Genomic DNA, 22,169 nt, shown 5'->3' with positions numbered 1-22,169 from the left:
TGCGCTCTCAAAATTTTAAAATTAAACATGCAAAAATTATTTATTCTATTAGGATTATGTCTTTTATTTTCTTGTGGAGATAAAACTTCAGATTCACTTATTGTAAAAGGAAATATTAAAGGATTAAAAAAAGGAACCGTTTATTTAAAAAAAGCCAAAGACACAACCATAGTAACTATTGACTCAATGGTAATTAACGGAAACTCAAATTTTGAGTTACAAAGCAAAATTGATACTCCAGAAATTTTCTATTTGTATCTTGATAAATACAATAATGAAGATAATAGAATTACATTTTTTGCAGATAAAGGTATCACAGAAATTAATACTTCCTTAAAACGATTTAATTATGATGCCAAGATTAAAGGATCTAAGCAACAAAAAATCTTAGAAGAATATATTAGTGTAGCTTCAAAATTTAATAACAAAAATTTAGAACTAATTAAAGAAAATTTTGATGCTATAAAAGCTAATGATACCGCATTAATTAATAGCACCGAAAAAACTTATAAAAATCTTGAGAAGCGTAAATATTTATATACTGTAAATTTTGCCATTAATAATAGAGATAGCGAAGTTGCTCCTTACTTAGCTTTATCAGAACTATATAATGCAAATATTAAGTATTTAAATATGATAAACGACACATTAACTCCAACTATTAAGACCTCTCATTACGGCAAAGAACTACAAGGTTTTATTAACAAAATAAAAGAAGAAGAGAATTTATAAAATACTAATAAATTATAGAAAATCTAAAGGACTTGGTATATTTTGTAACGTTTTTTGTGTTACATGAGTATAAATAAGAGTAGTTTTAATAGAACTATGTCCTAATAATTCTTTTATAATTCTAACATCTGTACCTTTATCCATTAAATGTGTTGCGTAAGCATGCCTTAAACTATGCAATGTAATTTTCTTATTAATATTAGCTTTACGCAATGCCAATTTAAAAACTTTACGTAAACTTTCTGGAGCATATTTTTCGCCATTTCTACCACAAAACAAATAAGTTTTAGGCTTATACTGAGTATAATAACTCCTTAAAAGAGTTTTTAAAGAATCCGGCAAAGGTAAAACTCTATCTTTATTTCCTTTACCAGATCTAATTAAGATTTGATTTCTATCACCATTAATATCTTCAATCCTCATATTAATTAATTCTCCACTTCTTAATCCCAAAGCATAAATTACCGTAAGCATAGCTCTATGCTTTAAATTATTATGGCTTTCTAAAATTGCCTTAACCTCTTTTGTAGAAATAATATTGGGCAAAGGACTAGGTCTTCTTGTAGGGTAAACTGGTAAAAAATCGATTTCCCGATTATACATTTCTTTATAAAATAATTTTAAAGCAGCGCAGAGTTGTTTATGCGTAGTATACGCTAATTCCTTTTCCTTTACAATTTGAATAATTAATGCTAGTAACACTTTATTTTCAATTGTATTTAAATCGATTTCAAAGCCAACATACTTATGAAAAGATTTAATTAAACCTAAATAAGTATTAATACTATTATCGCTATATCTTTTAATTTCTAAAAGTTTTTTAAAGTCTAAAAAAGTTGCGATATCCGACATAAAATCAAATATATACAAACTTTAATAAAAGTTGGTATATTCTTACAAATTAGTTTGTTAAACAGTACAAAATGATTATGTTTGGTATATAAACACGTTGGCAGCAATAGTCAAAAAAATTCCGTAATCATTTGAATACATAGTTCTAATTATGAAAAACATACTCTTTATACTAACTATTCTTCTTATTCCAATTGGAATTTTACTCAGAATATATGACATAGTTGGTGGACATATTCTGTTGACTCTTGGCTTTTTAGGATTATTAATTTTTTATGTAAAAAAAACAATTAGTGGATTTCAAGATAAAGTTTCGAAAAAAATTATTGTCTTGAATATCTTATTAGTTTTAATGTCTTTTTGTTTATTTACAAAGTATCTCTATCATATTTTCGGAGATTATCCAACATTAGTAATTCTTCCAATTTTCATAATTTCTGCTATAGTTTATCTAATTACAGAAAGAGAAAAGCAAACAAAATTGACAATAGTTACACTTCTATATTTAATATTGACAATTCCTTTATTCGGTTTTGAATTTAATGAATCACCAAGACGTTATATTCCTCAGTCTTGGTATGATAGATATGGCGAACCTAAAAGTTACGTTAAGTCAATACCTTTCGAATTTGAACTTATAGAAACCGAAGAACTTAACGAAAAAGGAAATGAATTAAAAAAACGAGGACTTTTTACTGAAGCAATAAAAGTATATGAAAAAGGAAGAAAACTAGAACCTAAAAATGTAAGCTTACTGTTTGAACTATCCGAAGCGTATGCCAATATAAATGAATTAGAAACTGCAATTGCACTTATGGACACAGCTATAAGTATCAATCCAAATTACCCTGAATTTTATAATAATAGAGGTTTATTCTATTATAAAATAAGTAAGGATAAAGAAGCTATAGAAGATTATGAACAAGGTATAAAATTAGATTCTACTCAATGGTCATTATACGCAAATTTGGCAATGGTCTATTATTATCAGGATTCATTTGAAATTGCTTGTGCGAAAATTAAAAAAGCGGAATCACTAGGTTTAGAAATAACCGATTTTAAACTACTTAGAGAAATAAAACAGGAACATTGTAAATAAAACTACGGCTGCCAACACCGTGTATAATTAATTGCTAGGTCCTTCCCTACTTGCGAAAATTCCTGCGGAATTTTCTCTGGTTCGTGAAAGTTTACTAAATTAGTTGCTTAACCACGCAACTAATCATACACAAAACCGTTGTGCATAATGTAAAACCAACCAATGAGCCATAAATTAACTACAGTAAAAATTGAGAATTTTAAATCAATAAAAACGATTGAATTTGAACTTTCTGAATACACACCATTAGTTGGATATAACAATGCAGGAAAATCGAATATTCTAGAGGCAATAAAATGGGTTTTGCGCAAAAGCTCGTTAAAAATAACTGATTTTAATGACCCAAATAATTCAGTTATTATGACCGCTAAAATTGAAGGAATCAGTCAAGATATTCTCGACAACCTAAATAATACTCACCGACAACGAATAGAACCGTTTTTAAATTCTGAATCATTAACTATAAGAAGAACTCAATTAGTACCAAATGCTACAGCTGCTCAAATCCGACTTGAAGTTCTTAACCCAACAGATGGACAATGGCAAAATAACCCAACAGGAATTGATAATGCAATTAAAGACTTATTTCCTGAGCCTATACATATTGGAGCTATGGAAAATTCAGAAGAAGATGTTAGTAAATCAAAGTCTGGTACTACAATTGGTAAATTATTATCAGAAATTATTGGACCAATAGAACAACAATATGGAGCTCAACTAAGAACTGTTTTAGATGGTTTAAAAGATGTTCTTGATGCAGATGGAAACAACAGAGCAACCGAATTATCTGATTTTGACACTCAAGTAAATCAGAAATTAGATTCATTTTTTCCAGATATTAATATTAAAGTACACGTTCCTACACCTGAACTTAAAGAAGTATTTTCTAAGGGAACAATTAAGGTTTATGAAAATCAAAGTTTAAATGGAACAGATGTATCAGCATTAGGTCACGGAGCACAGCGTTCTATACAAATGACATTAATACGTCACCTTGCAGATTTAAAAACGGCTTCGCAACAACAGACAACAACAACATTGTTATTAATTGATGAACCAGAACTATATTTACATCCTCAAGCTATTGAAATATTAAGAAAATCTTTAAAAACATTAGCTAATCAAGGTTATCAAATAATATTTACAACTCACTCACCTTTTATAATTACAGAAAAAGATATTGCAAATACTATTCTTGTTCGTAAAAATACAACGCTAGGTACACATAAAAGAAATTCTTTAAAATCAGCAATCCCGCAAGTTGAACAAAATGCACAACATCAATTAACATTAATGTTTGCACTTAGTAATTCTAGTAATATATTGTTTTCAGAAAGAGTGATATTATCAGAAGGAAAAACTGAAAACAGATTAATGCCTTTCTTAATTGAAAAAATATCAGGAAACTCTTTAGGAGTAAATAAATGTGCATTAGTCCAACAAGGTGGTTCAGGTAATACTAAAAAATCAAAACTCGTATTAGATATGATGGATTTACCTTGTAAAGCAATTGTAGATTTAGATTATGCTTTTAAACAAGCTATTGAGGATGGTTTTCTACAAGCAAATGACACCGATATTCTAGCTTGTAAAACTGAAATGGCAAATTTAGCTACTACCAATGGAATAAACTTAAATAATGGCTGGCCAACCAAAAGAAATAGTTCAATGACAGCTGAAGAAGCTTTTGCATTACTTGCGCAGAGTCCTTCAATACAAGGCAATATTCAAAATTTAAAAGCAAAACTAATCTCTAATGGAATATGGATTTGGACAAAAGGAGCAATTGAAAAGCATCTTAACATTCAAGGGAAAAACGAGCAAGTTTGGGCTACTTTAAAAAATAACATAGAGACAAACGGAATAGTTCTCGCTTTACCAAATGACCATCAAGAAATTTCGGACTGTATTAATTGGCTTCTGAACTAAAACACTATGCACAACACCGTATATAATTTATTGCTGGCTTCTCGCCTACTTACGAATGTCCTCGCGGACTTTCTTGGTCAGTTTTTATTTACTAAATTAGTTGCTTAAACCACGCAACAAACCATATACAAACACGTTGTGCAACATTTGACTAAACATTGAAAACAGACGAAACATACAAGCTTTATTTAAGAGATTTAGTTTATTTAATTAAAGAACGTCACGCTGAATTAAAATTGGAATCGAATAAAGATGATTTTAAAGCAGGAGAAGAGTTCGGATATTATGCAATAATTGATTTAATTGAAAGTCAGGCGGATTCATTTATGCTTCAACCAAAAGATTTTGGATTTAATGACTTTGAAAAAAGACAAGCTGAAAAAAAATAATGAGTAACAACAAAAACGACAATTGGTTTTCCAAATACACTACTCATAGAGAGGAATCTGAAAGTAGAAAATATGAAATGTTCAATGAGCATTTCATATGTCCTTGTTGTGGCTATCCTACATTGTCCGAAAGAGCTGCTTTTGAAATATGTTCGTTGTGTTTTTGGGAAGATGATGGACAAGACGAACACAACGCTAATGAAATACTTGGCGGACCTAATTCTAATTATTCTTTGGTAAAGGCTAAACAAAACTTTTTAAAATATTACACAATGTATGAGCCGAATGACAAAGACAAGTTTGAAATGACAACAGTTAAGAAAAATTATTTAGGAAAAGTTGTTCTGGATAAAGTGTCAATAAAAAAAAGAATAATAAAGAAATACAAACAGTTGATAGAATTGAAAAATGAAAAAGAACAAAATCAGCTTTGGAAAGAAATAAAAATACTGGAAAAAAAATTATAAAAAACGTTGCACAACAATGGCTATAAGTAATTGCTTGGTCTCGCCTACTTCTGAAAATCCTTGCGGATTTTCAGTTTGGTTTGTACTTGCAAAGTTAACCGCTAAACCACGCAACTACTCATAGCCGAGACCGTTGGCAACAATGTCCGAACAACCTATGAACAGAATTTTAATAATTTTTCTATTAATCGGATTTTACTCTTGCGGAGAAAAACAAAAATCTGAAAAGAAAGCGGAAAGTGTAGAAATTGGAAAGTCAGTTTCTGAAATCAAAGATTTTGAATTGCTTCAAGACTTTGAGAAAAATAAAGCGGAATTTGGAACGGACACTTTTGAACTTAACAACCATTCAGCTGATGGTGGAGAATTAAAAGTATTTCACGATAAAAATTTCGACTATATTGTTTACGACTTTTGGTTGTATGGAGAAACTGGAAAACTAAACTATACATATTGGACAGAAAAAAACGGAAAGATGAATTTTAAATTCGTCAAGCAATTGAAATACGATTATGACAAACCATATTATGAAGAAGGTTATAAAACGGATTCCATAATTCGTTATTTATCTTATTCTGATTCAAAAATAAAACTATTTGATATAAACAAAACGGAAATCACAGAGTCTGAACTGATTGAAAAAAGTAAATCGGAAATGGAATCATTTTTCAGAGATGTGACTAAAGGAATTGAAATAATAAAATAAAACACAGTTGCCAACAACGTGTATAATTCATTGCTAGTTAGAGCCTACTTACGAAAGTCCTCGCGGACTTTCTATCTGTGATTTATTTGCTAACTTCAGTGCTTAAACCAAGCAACGAAATCATACACCAAACCGTTAGGCACAAGCTGAACTCACTCAAATGGAATTGAATGAATAGAAAAATTTTCATACTAATATTCGGAATGTTAATTCTATCTTCTTGTAAGAAAGAAAAGCAACAAAAAGAATTAATAAAAGAAACCTATTTTCAAAATGTTAGTGTAATAGAATCATTTGTAAGGTTTGAAAAGGACACAATTTATGGAGATGATTTATATGACGCTATCTCTTTTTTAGAAAACTTAACAAATATTAAATGTAGTACTTCGGAATCATATGATCCTATTATAGAACCAACTGAAGAAAATATTAGCGATTGGAAGAAATGGTATGAATTGAATAAAACATTTTTAGAATATAGTGATGAGAAAAAAGTCTATCTGGATAAACAGCCGAATTGAATGATAGCTAAAAATAATTCAAAAGTAAACTGAACGGAAAAAGCCAGTGCCTAACAACGTATATAAAAAATTGCTTATTTTAGGCTCAACAAAAGGTCGTTGCACGTTTGCTACGTCTGAATTTCCTTCGGAAATTCCTCGCACGCAAACACGCAACTTTCCATATACAACAACGTTGGCAACAAGCTGAAATAACTCAACAGCAAGCGAATGAAAAAAATTTTAATCTCAATACCAATCATAATTTTAATAATGGGATTTTCACTATTTAACAGACAATCGAAAGAAGAAAAATTTTGGAATTGGGTTTCTAAAAATAAAGTAGAACTTGAAAACTTCATAAACTCTGACCAAGAGGATTATACAATATATAATCAACTGACAAGAGAAATGAAAAAATACAATTCAGTTCTTTTTCCGGAAATGACTTTAACCGAAAAAGACGAAGTAGTTTTAATAATAACACCAGATGGAATGCCCGAAGGTGTTTTACCAACTGAAAAATTATATGACTCAAAACCTAAATTAGATAATTGGATAATCAAAAAATTTAGACACGCAACGGACGAAATTGGACTGAATTATGACGGAATTGAATATCCAAGTTCTGATATTGAAATTATTCCCGAATTGGATAAAGAAAGAGGAAAAATAAATATCAAAGTTTTTATAAAAAATATGAACTCGGATGTAAATAGACATCAAGCTCTATCATTTCTTTATCTTGACCACATTCTTGGAGAATATAACACAATTACAAAAATCGGATATATAGATTTCTATAATTTAGAGAAAGGCAAAAGTCTGGAGAATGGAATTTCGATTTTGGAATTAAGAAAATTAATCGAAAAGGAATTTGAGAAAAATTAATAAAAGCCAGTTGCCAACACCGTGTAAAAAACATTGCTTATTTTAGTTAAGCCGTTTGGTCGTTGCTTTGCTTGCTTGCATCTGATTTTCCTTCGGAAAATCCTCGCACACAAACACGCAACGTTCCTTACACATAAACGTTGGCAACAATATGAGAAACCACTATTAAGGAATATGGACAGTCCGAATTTTACCTTTATATTTTTATTTATAATTCTTATAATAATAAGCGGAATTATATTTTTAAGCTATTGGATTCCAAAAAAAATGGGATACAAAAAAGCAGGAAAAATAATATCTGGAATTTTGATAATCGGAACAATTATTCTATCAGTTTCTATTTACATAGATGACTATTTGTTTTTTAAAAGTGATGCAATAGAACATCTTTCGGAACAAAATATTGAACTGAAAGATGACTTTGAAATATTAGAAAATAAGAGTGTTGGAACTGTTGACTATTATCACCGTTTTGAATTATCAATTTCGGAATCTGACAAAAAGAGACTTGTAAGTGAAATTAAAACATCAAAGTTTTATCAAGATAGTATTAAAAGTTATTTTCATTTACCAAGTACACAAGATAGATACGTTGGAAATTCAGTAACTTTAAATTATCAAACTCAGATGGAATATAAATCGGAATTTTATGAGCCAAATGGAAAAGGATATGTTCCAACTTTCCGAATAATTAGCATTCCGAAATCAGAAAATAAGATAATATTTGAGGAAATTGTCGATTGAGAAAAATACTGTTGCCAACACCGTGTATAATTAATTGCTAGGTTCTTGCCTACTTGCGAAAATTCCTGCGGAATTTTCTCGGGTTCGTAAAAGTTTGCTAAATTAGTTGCTTAACCACGCAACTAACCATACACAAACACGTTACCTGTAATTTGAAAAACCCTGTGAATTGGAATAAATTAGATAAGAATTGGAAAGAATTCGCAAAAAAACAAAATGTGGAATTGGTATATGTTGAACAAAATATGTTTAACGCAATCAGATGTGAATATATAATTAATATTACTACTGATTTTTATAAAACTAAAATTGTTGGAACACTATGGAAATCGCAGGATGGACATAATAAAAACGATACTAGAATTTATGCAAAGTATAATAGCGAATCTTCACAAACACTCGATATAAATAATAGCGGAATTAAAAGTTTGTTTATGAAAAATAAACTTAAAGCAGAAGAAAATAATATTTACCAAAGCTTTAAAAATTTAAACGGAAAGAAATTAAAACTTGATAAAGGTCTTTTGAGGCTTGAATTGAACAAAATAATCTCAAAGCACTCTGAATTTGAACAAATTTCTGAAATAATAAACGCGATAAAAAACTACAGGTAACACCGTGTATAATTCATTGCTAGTACTCGCCTACTTGCGAAAATCCTCGCGGATTTTCTATTCGGTTTGTATTTGCTAAATTAGTTGCTCAAACACGCAACGAAATCATACACAAACACGTTGGGCATAATTAAAAAACTGAATGAATAAAGACGAAAACCTGGTGACTGAACTTAAAGATTATCAGTTGTTTGAATACGCTATCGAAAGATTCACACTTGAAATAGATTCACTTGCTGAGTCGTTACCTTTAGTAATGGGATTAGTCGAGTTTAAGTTAAAGAATCACACCAAAAAACTTGACAAATTTATTGACGAACACGAGGATAAAGATGAAAATGGCGAGAAATTATATCGAATACCACTTGATAAATTTAATGAATTTAATAAGCTCGATAAAGATGCAAAAACTTCAAGAGCAGCATATAATATCTTGCCTAGAAATTTTGTAGTGTCATTAGTTAGCCAGTACGATGCCTATTTAGCAGACCTTTGTCGTTCTTTATTTCAAATTAAGCCAGAACTTGCATTTTTACTTGAAAAAGAATTTACATTTCAAGATATCCTTAAGTATGAAGATTTAGATGAATTAAAAGAATATGTAATTGAAAAAGATGTTGAAGCTCTGTTACGTAAAAGTCATTATGAGCAACTAACAACATTAGAAAAAAGAATTTCTAAACACACAAAAAAGGAATTTACTTTAACAACAAATCTTCCTGTTTTACCAACTTTTATAGAATTAACAGAAAGAAGAAATCTCTTTGTGCATTGTAATGGTTTGGTATCGAGAAACTATATTGAGAATTGTAAAAAACATAATGTCAAAACAATAGAAAAAGTAGAACTCAATGATGTTTTAGACGTTGACCCAGAATATTTTAATGATGGTTTCCAAGCTGTATTTGAAATAGGAGTTAAATTAGGGCAAGTGCTATGGAGAAAGTTCCTTCCTACCAAAATAAATGAAGCTGACTATAATTTAAACAACATTTCTTTTGACTTGATTATTAATGGTTATTATGATTTAGCAATTAATTTACTCAAATTCGCAACAGAAACTTTACCCAAAAAGAGTACTGAAAAAATGCGAAAAACGATGATTATTAACAAAGCATTGTCGTTTTATTTAAAAGGAGAAAAAGAAACAAGCAATAAAATACTTGATTCAGAAGATTGGTCTGTTGGTCTAGTGTTTCAATTAGCTGTTTCCGTGTTAAAAGAGGATTATGACTTATCTACTTCATTAATGAAAAAAATTGGACCTGAACACGATGACATAAATGCTTCAAGTTATCAGGAATGGCCACTTTTTAGAGATTTTAGAGATACAGATAAGTTTAAAAATACATTTAAAGAGATTTTCGACAAAGAATTCGTGGTAGTTGAAAGAGAGAAAAAGTCTTTTGTAAAACTAATGAACGACATTAAAGACGAAAAAACGACAACAAAAAAAAGTAAGAAAAAATAACTATGCCCAACAATGGCTATAAGTAATTGCTTGTTCTCACCTACTTCTGAAAATCCTCGCGGATTTTCAGTTTGGTGTGTACTTACAAAGTTAAGTGCTAGACCACGCAACTACTCATAGCCCAACCGTTGCCAACAATTTTAGCCCAGCATTTTCAACACTAACCCAAAAATAATTTAAACCGACTCAAAACCACTGTTGCGAACGGAAAACGGAAAATAAATCTGAATTTCAAGCAAAGTGTTAAACGGGTTCAGCACGGACAGAAAACGGATTCTAAGTGTATAACAAGCAAAACGCAAACGGACTCACGCGTAAAAAGTGTGCCGCATTATTACGTAAACTGACCTCAATTTCGGAATCTTAAAATAGTATTATTGGAAAAACGGACTGTTGTATGCAAACGGAAAAACTACAAATCAAAGCCTTTAAAAGATACTGGAAATTGATAATAAAACATCTTGGTAAAAAAGAAAAACTGTTGGCAACAAGGTATAACCGCAATTACGGCGGATTCGACTTCGTCCGAATCCACTCTGTAATTGCTGTGGTTTGTGTGTAACTCGAAACTTTTCGTTATTTTAGCCTGTAACTGCGGTTATACAAGCCGTTACCCATTATTAGAAAAAAATGACGCAAGAAAAATCTAAAGGAGATATTGGAGAAGATTTTGTGAATGACCTTGCGTTTACTTCTTATCTAAAATACTGGTGTTATCCAAATCCAATGGACGAAAATGGAGATAAGAAAGAAATTTGTGATTTACTCATCATTTTCAAAAATTATGCGATTATAATTTCCGTAAAAAACTATGATAACAAAGGAAATTATGATAGATATAAAAAAAGGGTAATTGAGAAATCCACTAAACAATTATACGGAGCAGAAAGAAAACTTTTTAACTCAAAATCAGAAGTTTACATAAAACACCCAAACAGACCGAAAGAGATATTTGACCCAAGTAAATTCGATAAGGTTTATAGAATTACTGTAAATGTCGGAGAACAATTTGAATATTATGATTTAGGAGATAAAAAGGAGAATAAAGGATTTATCAATATTCTAAACAAAAATACTTTTCAAACCATAACTCAAGAACTCGATACAATTTCAGATTTAGTTGAATATTTGGACGAAAGAGAAAAATTATTAACCCAATCGGCTGAACTAAAGATTAATTGTAGTGAAATTGACTTACTCGCTGTATTCCTAAAAAATAGACGAAAATTCCCTGACGAATATCATTCGGACAAATTCCAAGAAAAATCATTTGATTTAAAAGGTGCTTGGGAAAATTATGATAAAAGTAAATCTGTAGCCCTCAAAAGAGAAGAAGATAAAGCCAGTTATTTTATCGACCATCTTGTGAAAACTGATGTTTTAAAATTGCCCCAAGGAGAAGTCTTGGCTAAAGAATTAATGACTTTAGGTAGAACAGAAAGGAGAATGATGTCGAAATCTTTGTTTAGTCTAATTGGTAAGTATGAAAATACTAAAATTGAACTCGCTAGAAGATATTCGGTTTATAATGGTATTGGATTTTTACTTATTTATTATTCTAAAGAGATTGACGAAAAAGTAGTTGATTGGACAATTCAACAAGCAATGCCAATATATTGCTACAAAAGGGACTTACAAGAAAAGGAAATCATTGTACTTGCTGCAACGGACAATCTAAAACAGTGGAAATTTGGAATGTTTAAGCAAACTGGCAATAAAATGACCCAACAAGAAATAGAATTTTACGACGGACTAATTGAAAAATTCGGTTGGTTTAAGGATATGAAAATGTTAGTTTATGAAGAGAAAGAATATCCCGACGAAAAATAACAATGGGTAACAATGTATATAAAAAATAGCGCGAGCAGTTGCAAAAACAAAGGCTTGTGCATTTTTGGAAAGTCGCCAAATTTTTAAATTTGACGATTTCCCAAAAATAAAATAAATAGTAAAATTTAAAAATTCGGCTTGTGTTTATCCGAAAAATTATCGCTTATTTTCAGCGCTACTTTTCATATACGAGACGTTACCCACAAGCTGAAAACCAGCCGCATATTTTAGCACTTTCGGTTTTTTCCAACGCTCAATTCCAACGCTCTAAAAACCAAAAGAGCTAAAATTTCCCAACGCTTTTGACCGTACTTTGAAAAAAAAAAATTAAATTTGACCTAAATTAGTCAAGTCTAAAAAAGGTAAAATGACACTTGGACAAAAAATTAAAGAATTAAGAGAAACTTCAGGAATGCTTCAAAGGCAATTAGCTGCTATTCTTGAAATAGGAGATGGATATTTGAGTAAGATTGAGAGTAATCAAAAAGCTTTAAAAAGAGAACACTTAGCAACGATAAGCGAAACGTTCAATTATTCCTTGTCAGAACTCGAAGCATTATGGATAGCAACAAAAGTTTACGATATTGTTAAAGACGAAAAAGAAGGATTGAATGCTTTGAAAGTTGCAGAAGACCAAATAAAATATATACAAAAGCAATAAGAATTTATGATTGTAGAATCGCTAAAAAGAGAAAAGATAAACATAGATTATGTTGTAGATGAATACTTAAAATCAGAAGATTCTGAAAAAATTATTGGTCATTATATTATTACATCTCATGTCAAACCTAAAAATATTTACACAGAAAAAACAGACTTCTTAGAAAGATATAGAAGTGAACTTTTAACACTTTGTAAAATATTTGACAGTGTGCCTTTACCTGTTAACATTACCGAACAAATTCCAGAAATAATAGAGTTTTATCCATTCGCTCTAAGCTTTAGAGATGAAATGAAATTTGATAATACTGACTCGATTTCTTATATTTTTAATGAAATTGACAACTACTTTCCTATTATAAACACAAGAGAATATGGAGAATACTATTCTAACGAGAATTTAATTAATATTCTTCTTGACAATTTGCAAACTAAAATCACTCCTAATAATAAAGTAATTGACCCTTCAAGTGGTGCTGGTTTTTTTCTATTTCACTATTTAAAAAAAATAATTAAAAACCAGCCTAATAAAAATGAATTGTCTCTACTTAGAGATAATATTTTTGGTTATGATATATTTCCCTTTCCAATAATTGTTTCTAAAATATTGCTAGGAAAATTAATCGAGAGTTATGATGACGTCTTTTTGAATCCATATTATTTCCCAAATATTAGAATTCAAAACACACTAAAAACATTAAGTTGTATCTCAAATGACAATGAAACATTTGATTTAATAATAGGAAATCCTCCATATTTCAGAATAGACCCACATGAAGAAAACAATATTTGCAAATGTGTTAGTTATGGGCATAATTATATTCATAATTTATTCTTGCATTGGAGTATACAACATTTAAAGCGTAACGGAGAACTCGGTTTTATAATACCACAATCTATCCTTTCTGGCTTTTACTATCAGAAAATGAGAAAAGAATTAATGGAAAATCTTTCTGTTGATTTAATTATAACTAATAAAGAACATGAAAAATCATTTTCAGTTCAACAAGATATTATGCTTCTTTTAGCCACAAAAAGAAATCAAACCGAAAACTATAATATTGGTGTATCAAATAATTCATTAACTAATATTACAAGATATTCTGTTGATACCAACATTTTTAATAATTCATTAAAAGTTATACCTCTTTTTAAAAATAAGGAAGAGTTCGAAAACTTTAGAAAGTTATCTCAAAAATCAATTGTAAAACACCTTTCTGCATATAAAATCAAAACAGGAAATTTTGTTTGGAATCAAAATAAAGAGTTCTGCTTTTATAAAAAAGTACCAAAATCAATTCCATTGATTAATGGTCCAAATATAAATAATGATGGTATTAATTTAGAAAACCAAAGAAATTCAACATTCCCATATTGCATTCCGAACAATCCAAAATATGTAAAGAACGACACACTTATTATTTATCGTAGGATGTCTCCAATTGGAAACAGCGACAGAATGATTGCGACTATAATTGATAATAAAGATAAAAGATTTTCTAAGGGTTATGTTTTGGAAAATCATGTGAATTTTATAAGTGGTACTGAATCCAAATTAAAATCTCTGTTAAAATTTATTACTTCTAGAGAATTCAACAATTTAATTAACTCCTTTTGTCATACTAATCAAGTATCTAGTAATGATTTAAAAACAATTTTCGAACTGTTATCCAGCTATAATAATGAATAAAACTGAAGCCTTAAATAAAATTGAACAACTAGTTGAATATTACAAGAAAAATATAGAAACTTGGGAGAGTAATGCTAATAAAGAAGCAGAAGCTAGAAAGGAGTTTATAGATGGTTTCTTTGAAGCTTTGGGATGGAAAATTTCAGGTTTACCAGAAAGTATGTCTGCTGATGACAGAGATGTATTAGTAGAGTATTCTCTTAAAGTTGAAGGAGAAACAACTAAAAGTTTAGATTATATATTTAAAATAAAAAACAGACACCAATTTGTTGTTGAAGCAAAAAAACCATCTGAAAATTTAGACAATCCAAAACATGTATTTCAAGCAAAATCCTATGGTTTTTTATCTAAAATTCCGTTTGTAATTTTAACAAATTTCAAAGAAATAAGAATTTATGATATTTCAACAAAGCCTAACTTTAATCAAATCAATGAAGATTTAATATTTAGCTGTACTTATGACGATTACATTGATAAATTCGATTACATCTGGAATAACTTTAGTAAAGAAGCTGTATTTGAAAAATCCCTTGTAAAATTATTTACTGATCGTAGAGATGATTTAGATATTGATTTAGATGCAACAGACTACAATTACATACTTAAAAAAGGGGAATTATTATTAGACACAGTATTTTTAAAGGATTTAGAGCTAATACGATTAAATATTGCACAAAGTATATTTCAAGAAACTTCTGATGAATTAAGCGAAAAAGAAATCAATGAAGCTACTCAACGCTTACTGGACATAATAATTTTTATTAGATTTCTTGAAGATAACGAGATTGAAGATATTGAGAGATTAAGAGTTTTAATAGACAACAGCGAAGATGATTTTGTAGACTCTTTAAAAAACCTTTGCTCAGAGTTGAACTTAAAGTTTAATGGATTACTTTTTCATGAATATCCATTATTTGATAAAATAACTCTCAATAAAGAAATAATAAAAGATAATATATTAAAACTATATTATCCTGAAAGCCCATATAATTTCAGTAAAATTAGTATTGAAATATTGGGTCGTATTTTTGAGCAATATCTTGCGAAAAGAATAACAATTATTGATGGTAATATTTCACTTGAAATTAAACCAGAAATTAAAAAAGCTGGAGGAATCTATTACACTCCTGAATATATTGTTGACGAAATCCTAAACGATACCCTAGACTTATTTCTTTCTGACAAGTCTCCAAATGAAGAATTTGAAATTTCTAAAATCATAGATTTCTCATGTGGTTCAGGAATTTTTTTAATTAAAAGTTATAAAAGGATAATACAATTTTATGAAAGTAATTCTTCTTCTCTTTCACCAGAACTTTTATTTATCGATTCTAAAGGAAGCATAAACCTTACAATGGAATCTAAGAAGAATTTGTTACAAAAAAATATTTTTGGGATTGACATAGATTCTCAAGCTATTGAAATAGCAAAAATGAGTCTTTACTTCACTATGCTAGAGAATTTTAACGAAGATAATTCTCCAAAACCATTGTTACCTTCTTTAGATAAGAATCTAATTTGCGGAAATTCAATTGTAGATTTATCATTCTTTGACAATTATTCAGAAGCTAGTATTGACACAATTAATATTATTAATCCTTTTACATGGGCTGATGAAGGTTTAAATAAGTTTGACGTTATCGTAGGAAATCCTCCTTACCTAAGAATTCAATTATTAGAAGAGTTGTATCCAGAAGAATATCAATTATTCCTTAAAACGAAATATGACTTTGCTTTTAGTAATTTTGATTTATCAATTTTGTTTGTAGAGAAAGCTATTTCAGTATTATCACCAACAGGAAAAATAGGTTATATAATACCTAATACAGTTCTTCGTGCCAAATATGGAGAAAAGTTTAGAGAAATTATTAGCAATAATAAACTATTATCTAAAATAGTATATTTTAATGATTATCAAGTTTTTGGAAACTCTACAACTTACACCTGCCTTTTTTATCTAGATGCGGAACAAACTGAATCTAATGAATTAAAATATTTCAATCTTGAAGACCCTGAAAATGATTTCCAAGATGAAGCACAAGTTCCATCAATTTTTGACAAAGATACTTTAGGTTCTTCACCTTGGTATTTTGCTGCTTCTGAAATTCACGATAAGTTTATAGAAAATATTTCCAACAATTCTATTCCGTTAAAAGATTTAAGTAATTTAAAAAAAGTATTTGTTGGTCTTCAACCAAGTATAAATAATGTCTTTTTATTAGAAATAGTAGAAGAAAACGAAAGCTTCATTACATGTTATTCAAAAGCTCTTGACTCTAATCATATTTTTGAAAAAGGACTAATAAAAAAAATGGTTAAAGGTTCTAAAAACCTTTTTAGATATAAAATAAGTACCAATAGAGTCTTACTTTTTCCGTATGAAAATAACCTTACAACTAATAAAAGTGAGCTTATTTCAGAAACAGTATTAAAAGCTACTTATCCTAAAACATGGAAATATCTTAAAAAGTGTAAAACTATTCTCAATGAGAAAGAAGCTTTAAAAGGAAATGATTTTTACAAGTTTATTTATAAAAAAAATCATTTGCTATTTGATTCAAAAAAAATACTCCTTCCTTCATTATGTTTCGGTAGTAGATTTAGTATTGACATAAATGGAGAATACTATTTTACTGGCAGCGGAGAAGGTGGTGGTGGTGGTTATGGATTAATTCTTAATCATGAGGAAAACGATTATAATTATTACAATATTCTAGGAATCTTAAATTCTAAAGTTATTTCAGCTCTTATTGAATTAAAAGGAAGTCCTAAAAGTGGTGGATATAAGGGAATTGACAGAACCTTTATCCATTCAATTCCGTTACCAATTTTAAATAGCGAACGGAAAACACAAATAGCACAGGAAATAACTACCAAAACAGAAAAGTTAAATAATCTTTATGCAGAAGTTCAATCAATAGCAATCAAAAGACTTGTTTCGCAATTGGAAAATCAAATTGACACGCTAACTTTAGAGCTTTATGAAATTGTAGATAGTGGAATAATAAATTTAATAAATGAATTGAATGATTAGCCAACGCTTAAAGCCATACACATTTGCAATTCGCTTCAGCCACCACACAAGCCCAAAATTGAAAAAGAGTATGTCTTTGCCAACGCTAGCAAGTTTGCGGAATAAAGCCAGTGGGTAACAACGTGTATAAAACATAGCTATTATAGACTTTTCAAGAGGTTTTTACTTATTTATTAAGTCCGCCAAATTTTTAATTTGGTTATATTTATAAAAAGAAAATTAAACATAAAAATTAAAAATTCGGCTCGTGCTAAATCCGAAAAGTTAGTGTTTATTTATACGCTACGTTTCATACACAAGACCGTTGTGCCTAATTAAAAAAAACTGCCGAATATGAATAAAATTACAGCTTTTGCAGATGAATATGGGAATAATTCTTTCCAATTTTCAACTCAAGGAAGCCACTTTATTGTTGCTACTGTAATTTGTAATTCAGACAAAGTTACGGAACTTGAAAACTCAGTAAACGAAATACGAAAAAAACACAATTTCCAAACAGGAGAAATTAAATCAAGTGGAATTTCAAAACATCATAAAAGGAGAATAAGAGTATTATCTGACGTAGTTAATTTAGATTTATCTGTTTACGCAGTAATCGTAGACAAAAGAAAATTAAAAGGGAAAGGATTTAGTTATAAAAAATCATTTTATAAATATTTAAATAATCTTTTATACAAGGAATTATTCAGAACTTTTCCTCAATTGGAATTATACGTAGATGAACACGGAGGAAACGATTATATGTTGGAGTTTAAAGCGTATGTCAATAAACATCATCAAAAAACATTGTTTTCAGGTTCTCAATTTGGTATTGAAAATAGTAAACAGAGCAACTTAATACAGATAGCAGATTTAATCGCAGGAACACTTGGATATATTTATGACGAAACCAAAATTTCAGAATATAGCGAAGAATTCAAAACATTAATAAAACCAATAGTAAGTGATTTAAACTTTTTTCCAAAAGATTATAATTTTTCAGATTTTGTAGAATCTAATACTGACAATGCATTTAATCCTTTAATTGCAGAAGTAAGTCATTTGAGAATTAACGATTTTATAGAAAAAGAAAGTGGAAATGACCAACAGAAAATTGACCAAATAAATTTTTTAAAACTGTTACTTTTATATCAAAGAGTTTATTATAAATCAAGATATATTTCAACAAAAGAGATATTTAACCACTTAAATCAAAGTAGAGAAAAGCCTTTAAAAGAGGAGTATTTTAGGTCTAAAGTTGTTGGGAATTTAAGAGATAAAGGAATTTTAATTTCATCTAGTCCAAAAGGTTATAAAATACCAACTTCCGAAAAAGATTTATATTCATTTATAAAACACGGAAATCGAATTATTTTACCAATGGCTAACCGAATTAAACAAATGAGAAACGCAATAAAATTAGCATCTGGAAATGAATTAGATTTATTGGATAATCCAGATTTTAAAGAACTGAAAGAAATGCTAAATAACTAGGCACAACACCGTATATAATTTATTGCTAGTTCTAGCCTACTTACGAAAATCCTCGCGGATTTTCTATTCGGTTTTTATTTGTTAAATTACGTGCTAAACCACGCAACAAACCATATACAAACACGTTGTAAGTAATGCCGAAAAACCCAGAAACCAAGTGAATAAAACGATATTTGAAATTACCAAAATGGATTGTCCTTCAGAGGAAAATCTTATCCGAATGAAATTGGACGGAATTTCAAGCATTGCGAATTTGGACTTTGATATTCCTAATCGAAAATTGACCGTTTTTCACAGCGGAGAAATTGACCAAATCGAAAAGTCCGTTATCGAATTGAATTTAGGTGGAAAGAAAATCTCAACGGAAAAAACCGACCAAACGGAATTTAAAGAAAACGAAAATCAAAAAAAACTTCTTTGGTCTGTACTTATCATAAATTTTGCGTTTTTCATAATCGAAATGACAACAGGAATTATCTCAAAATCTATGGGACTTGTTGCCGATAGTTTAGATATGCTTGCGGACAGTTTTGTGTACGGAATTAGTTTGTTTGCGGTTGGCGGAACAGTAATAAAGAAAAAACGGATTGCCAAACTTGCTGGATATTTTCAAATAATACTTGCGATTATTGGATTTGTAGAAGTCTTGAGAAGATTTTTCGGAAACGAGAAACTTCCCGATTTTTCGACAATGATTATTGTTTCGATTTTTGCACTTATCGCAAACGGAATTTGTCTTTATATTTTGCAAAAGTCAAAGAGCAAAGAAGAAGCACATATGAAAGCGAGTATGATTTTTACTTCGAATGACGTGATTATCAATTTGGGTGTAATAATTGCAGGAATTTTAGTGCATTATTTGAGTTCTAATAAACCTGATTTGATTATCGGAACAATCGTTTTTGCATTGGTAATTCAAGGAGCATTTCGGATTTTGAAATTAAGTAAGTGAACGAAAAAAGCACTACTTACAACAACGTGTATAATTAATGGCTGGTTCTCGCCTACTTACGAAAATCCTCGCGGATTTTCTATTCGGTTTTTATTTGCTAAATTAGGTGCTTAAACACGCCACTAATCATACACAAAACCGTTACCTGCAAGCTGAACAAACCAATGAGCAAAAGAAAATCACAGATAAATTTGTTAAACCATTCAGAAGCGAAAGTTAAACTGTTTGGTGATTATATTCAAAAATATCTCAATATCATATGCAACGATAGATATACTAAACACATTCATATAATTGATTTATTTAGTGGACCGGGAATTTACGAAAATGGTGGAGAAGGAAGTCCTGTAATAGCTTTAAAGAAAATCAAACAAACATATTACCAATTCATAAATAAACATCCAGAAAAATCACCAAAAATTCATTGTCATTTCAATGATATTGACCAAAACAGAATTAAAACACTTGAAAATAACATAAAAGATAAAAAATTACATTATCCCAATTTTGGAAACCTTAACTTAATTAATAAAGACTATACCGAAATTGTTAATGAATTACCAAGTAAATTTCGTGCATTTAAAGACACTAAAGCATTTGTTTTTATTGACCCTTTTGGTTATAAAGATGTAAAGGCACAACATATTTTAAACCTACTTGACTGCAATAATAATTCAGAAGTACTTTTATGGTTACCAATTCAGTTTATGTATCGTTTTTCTAAAAATGGAACACCTGATGTTTTAGAAAATTTCAATTCACAATTAGGCATCAACGATGAAAAGTTAAAAAACGAATGGGAATATATAAATGCCTTGAAAGAAGGCTTTGAAAACTTTATTGGTAAAGAATATTTTGTTGATAGTTTTACGTTAAAAAAAGAAGAGAATACTGTTTTCTGCCTATTTTTCTTTAGTTCTCACATTCGAGGTTATGAAAAAATGTTGGAAACTAAATGGGATATTGATAACGAACAAGGTCGAGGTTGGAAATATGACAGCCATCAATCTACATTATTTTCTGATTTAGAAACTAACAGACTTGAAGAGTTTTTATTAGAATTTTTGAAAGTTAATAGAACTAACGGAGAAATTTATGAATTTACATTACGAAAAGGATTTTTACCAAAACATTCCACACAAATATTGAAAAAAATTCAATCTGATAACAGATTAGAATTGAATAAAGAAGATGGTTCAAAAATAAGAAAAGGTGCTTTTTATATCAACTATAAAGAATATAAAGAGTATTTTAATAAAATAACTTTAAAACTAAAATAATGGCACAATCAAGTATAGAATGGACAGAAATGACTTGGAACCCAACAACTGGTTGCACCAAAGTTTCTCAAGGTTGTAAATTTTGTTACGCAGAAGTAATGTCCAAAAGACTACAATCAATGGGTGTAGAAAAATACAAGGATAATTTTAAAGTCAGAACACACGAGGACGCTTTAAAAACACCTTATAGTTGGAAAAAATCAAAAGTTGTTTTCGTTAATTCAATGAGTGATTTATTTCACGAACAAATTCCTCTTGAATTCATACAAAAAGTTTTCAAGGTTATGAATGAAAACCCACAACACGTTTTTCAAGTTTTAACAAAAAGAGCTGAAAGATTATTAGAATTACACAATGAATTAAAATGGACTCACAATATTTGGATGGGAGTTTCTATAGAGGAAGAAATAGTAAAAAGTAGAATTGACTTTTTAAGAAAAACAAATGCCAGAGTAAAATTTCTTTCCCTTGAACCTTTGATTGGAGCTTTACCGAATTTGAATTTAGATAATATCGATTGGGTAATTGTTGGTGGAGAAAGTGGTCATAATCCGAGACCAATGGATGCCGACTGGGTTCTTGATATTCAAGAACAATGTGAAAAAGCAGATGTTGCTTTCTTTTTTAAACAATGGGGCGGAAAAAATAAAAAGAAAAACGGTAGAACTCTAAACGGCAGAACTTATGATGAAATGCCTGAAATTGAATTACAACACAGCGTCTGAAAGAAAAAGCCTGCAGGTAACACCGTGTATAATTAATGGCTGGTTCTCGCCTACTTACGAAAATCCTCGCGGATTTTCTATTCGGTTTTTATTTGCTAAATTAGGTGCTTAAACACGCCACTAATCATACA

At 29.5% G+C, this 22,169-nt stretch carries 20 protein-coding genes; 19 read left to right on the top strand and 1 reads right to left on the bottom strand.

Annotation, left to right across the window (positions count from 1 at the left end; all coding sequences use genetic code 11):
- Positions 1-27 precede the first annotated feature (27 nt).
- Positions 28-732 carry a DUF4369 domain-containing protein gene (locus BWR22_RS05325; protein ID WP_076732380.1) on the top strand — a complete coding sequence of 235 codons (705 nt, stop codon included), beginning with the start codon at positions 28-30 and terminating at the stop codon, positions 730-732.
- Between the two features lie 12 nt (positions 733-744).
- Here the strand turns inward: BWR22_RS05325 and BWR22_RS05320 are convergent, their stop codons facing one another.
- Entirely contained in the window at positions 745-1,584 is an 840-nt protein-coding gene (locus BWR22_RS05320; RefSeq protein WP_076732379.1) for a tyrosine-type recombinase/integrase, read from the bottom strand.
- A gap of 151 nt (positions 1,585-1,735) precedes the next feature.
- On the opposite strand from BWR22_RS05320, the gene BWR22_RS05315 reads away from it, so the two are divergent.
- From BWR22_RS05315 to BWR22_RS05230, 18 genes are all read left to right on the top strand, one after another.
- Positions 1,736-2,683: a tetratricopeptide repeat protein gene (locus tag BWR22_RS05315; RefSeq protein ID WP_076732378.1), complete on the top strand. Its 948-nt coding sequence runs from the start codon at positions 1,736-1,738 to the stop codon at positions 2,681-2,683.
- A gap of 162 nt (positions 2,684-2,845) precedes the next feature.
- The gene (locus BWR22_RS05310) at positions 2,846-4,612 is read left to right on the top strand and encodes an ATP-dependent nuclease (RefSeq protein WP_076732377.1); all 1,767 of its coding nucleotides are present in this window, start codon (positions 2,846-2,848) and stop codon (positions 4,610-4,612) included.
- Between the two features lie 158 nt (positions 4,613-4,770).
- A complete protein-coding gene (locus BWR22_RS05305; RefSeq protein WP_076732376.1) occupies positions 4,771-5,001 on the top strand; it encodes a hypothetical protein in 231 nt (76 codons plus the stop codon).
- Complete coding sequence (locus BWR22_RS05300; protein WP_076732375.1) at positions 5,001-5,468, top strand: CPCC family cysteine-rich protein; 468 nt, start codon at positions 5,001-5,003, stop codon at positions 5,466-5,468. The genes BWR22_RS05305 and BWR22_RS05300 overlap by 1 nt, the downstream gene beginning before the upstream one ends.
- 157 nt (positions 5,469-5,625) lie before the next feature.
- Entirely contained in the window at positions 5,626-6,174 is a 549-nt protein-coding gene (locus tag BWR22_RS05295) for a hypothetical protein (protein WP_156875575.1), read from the top strand.
- Between the two features lie 170 nt (positions 6,175-6,344).
- Entirely contained in the window at positions 6,345-6,695 is a 351-nt protein-coding gene (locus BWR22_RS05290; RefSeq protein ID WP_156875569.1) for a hypothetical protein, read from the top strand.
- Between the two features lie 210 nt (positions 6,696-6,905).
- Positions 6,906-7,565, top strand: a complete 660-nt coding sequence (locus tag BWR22_RS05285; protein WP_156875574.1) for a hypothetical protein — start codon at positions 6,906-6,908, stop codon at positions 7,563-7,565.
- A gap of 267 nt (positions 7,566-7,832) precedes the next feature.
- Positions 7,833-8,309: a hypothetical protein gene (locus BWR22_RS05280; protein WP_156875573.1), complete on the top strand. Its 477-nt coding sequence runs from the start codon at positions 7,833-7,835 to the stop codon at positions 8,307-8,309.
- A gap of 152 nt (positions 8,310-8,461) precedes the next feature.
- Complete coding sequence (locus BWR22_RS05275; RefSeq protein WP_156875572.1) at positions 8,462-8,923, top strand: hypothetical protein; 462 nt, start codon at positions 8,462-8,464, stop codon at positions 8,921-8,923.
- Between the two features lie 142 nt (positions 8,924-9,065).
- Entirely contained in the window at positions 9,066-10,394 is a 1,329-nt protein-coding gene (locus BWR22_RS14335) for a hypothetical protein (protein WP_156875571.1), read from the top strand.
- A 630-nt stretch (positions 10,395-11,024) separates the two neighbouring features.
- Positions 11,025-12,224 (top strand): hypothetical protein, encoded by a 1,200-nt coding sequence (locus BWR22_RS05265; protein ID WP_076732370.1) that lies wholly within the window; start codon positions 11,025-11,027, stop codon positions 12,222-12,224.
- A 367-nt stretch (positions 12,225-12,591) separates the two neighbouring features.
- The gene (locus BWR22_RS05260; RefSeq protein WP_076732369.1) at positions 12,592-12,885 is read left to right on the top strand and encodes a helix-turn-helix domain-containing protein; all 294 of its coding nucleotides are present in this window, start codon (positions 12,592-12,594) and stop codon (positions 12,883-12,885) included.
- Positions 12,886-12,891: 6 nt separating this feature from the next.
- Complete coding sequence (locus BWR22_RS05255) at positions 12,892-14,574, top strand: HsdM family class I SAM-dependent methyltransferase (protein ID WP_076732368.1); 1,683 nt, start codon at positions 12,892-12,894, stop codon at positions 14,572-14,574.
- Positions 14,567-17,608, top strand: coding sequence for an Eco57I restriction-modification methylase domain-containing protein (locus BWR22_RS05250; protein ID WP_076732367.1), 3,042 nt, complete (start codon positions 14,567-14,569; stop codon positions 17,606-17,608). The genes BWR22_RS05255 and BWR22_RS05250 overlap by 8 nt, the downstream gene beginning before the upstream one ends.
- A gap of 333 nt (positions 17,609-17,941) precedes the next feature.
- Positions 17,942-19,081, top strand: a complete 1,140-nt coding sequence (locus BWR22_RS05245) for a DUF3800 domain-containing protein (RefSeq protein ID WP_076732366.1) — start codon at positions 17,942-17,944, stop codon at positions 19,079-19,081.
- 157 nt (positions 19,082-19,238) lie between these two features.
- Positions 19,239-20,033, top strand: a complete 795-nt coding sequence (locus BWR22_RS05240; RefSeq protein ID WP_197505830.1) for a cation transporter — start codon at positions 19,239-19,241, stop codon at positions 20,031-20,033.
- 191 nt (positions 20,034-20,224) lie between these two features.
- Entirely contained in the window at positions 20,225-21,313 is a 1,089-nt protein-coding gene (gene tcmP / locus BWR22_RS05235; protein WP_198033394.1) for a three-Cys-motif partner protein TcmP, read from the top strand.
- A complete protein-coding gene (locus BWR22_RS05230; protein WP_076732364.1) occupies positions 21,313-22,038 on the top strand; it encodes a DUF5131 family protein in 726 nt (241 codons plus the stop codon). The genes tcmP and BWR22_RS05230 overlap by 1 nt, the downstream gene beginning before the upstream one ends.
- Positions 22,039-22,169 lie beyond the last annotated feature (131 nt).

This window comes from Lacinutrix venerupis (assembly GCF_001971745.1).
GTDB lineage: Bacteria > Bacteroidota > Bacteroidia > Flavobacteriales > Flavobacteriaceae > Lacinutrix > Lacinutrix venerupis.
The sequence above is the reverse complement of the archived record's forward strand: the minus strand, read 5'-3'. Positions and strand labels throughout refer to the sequence as shown.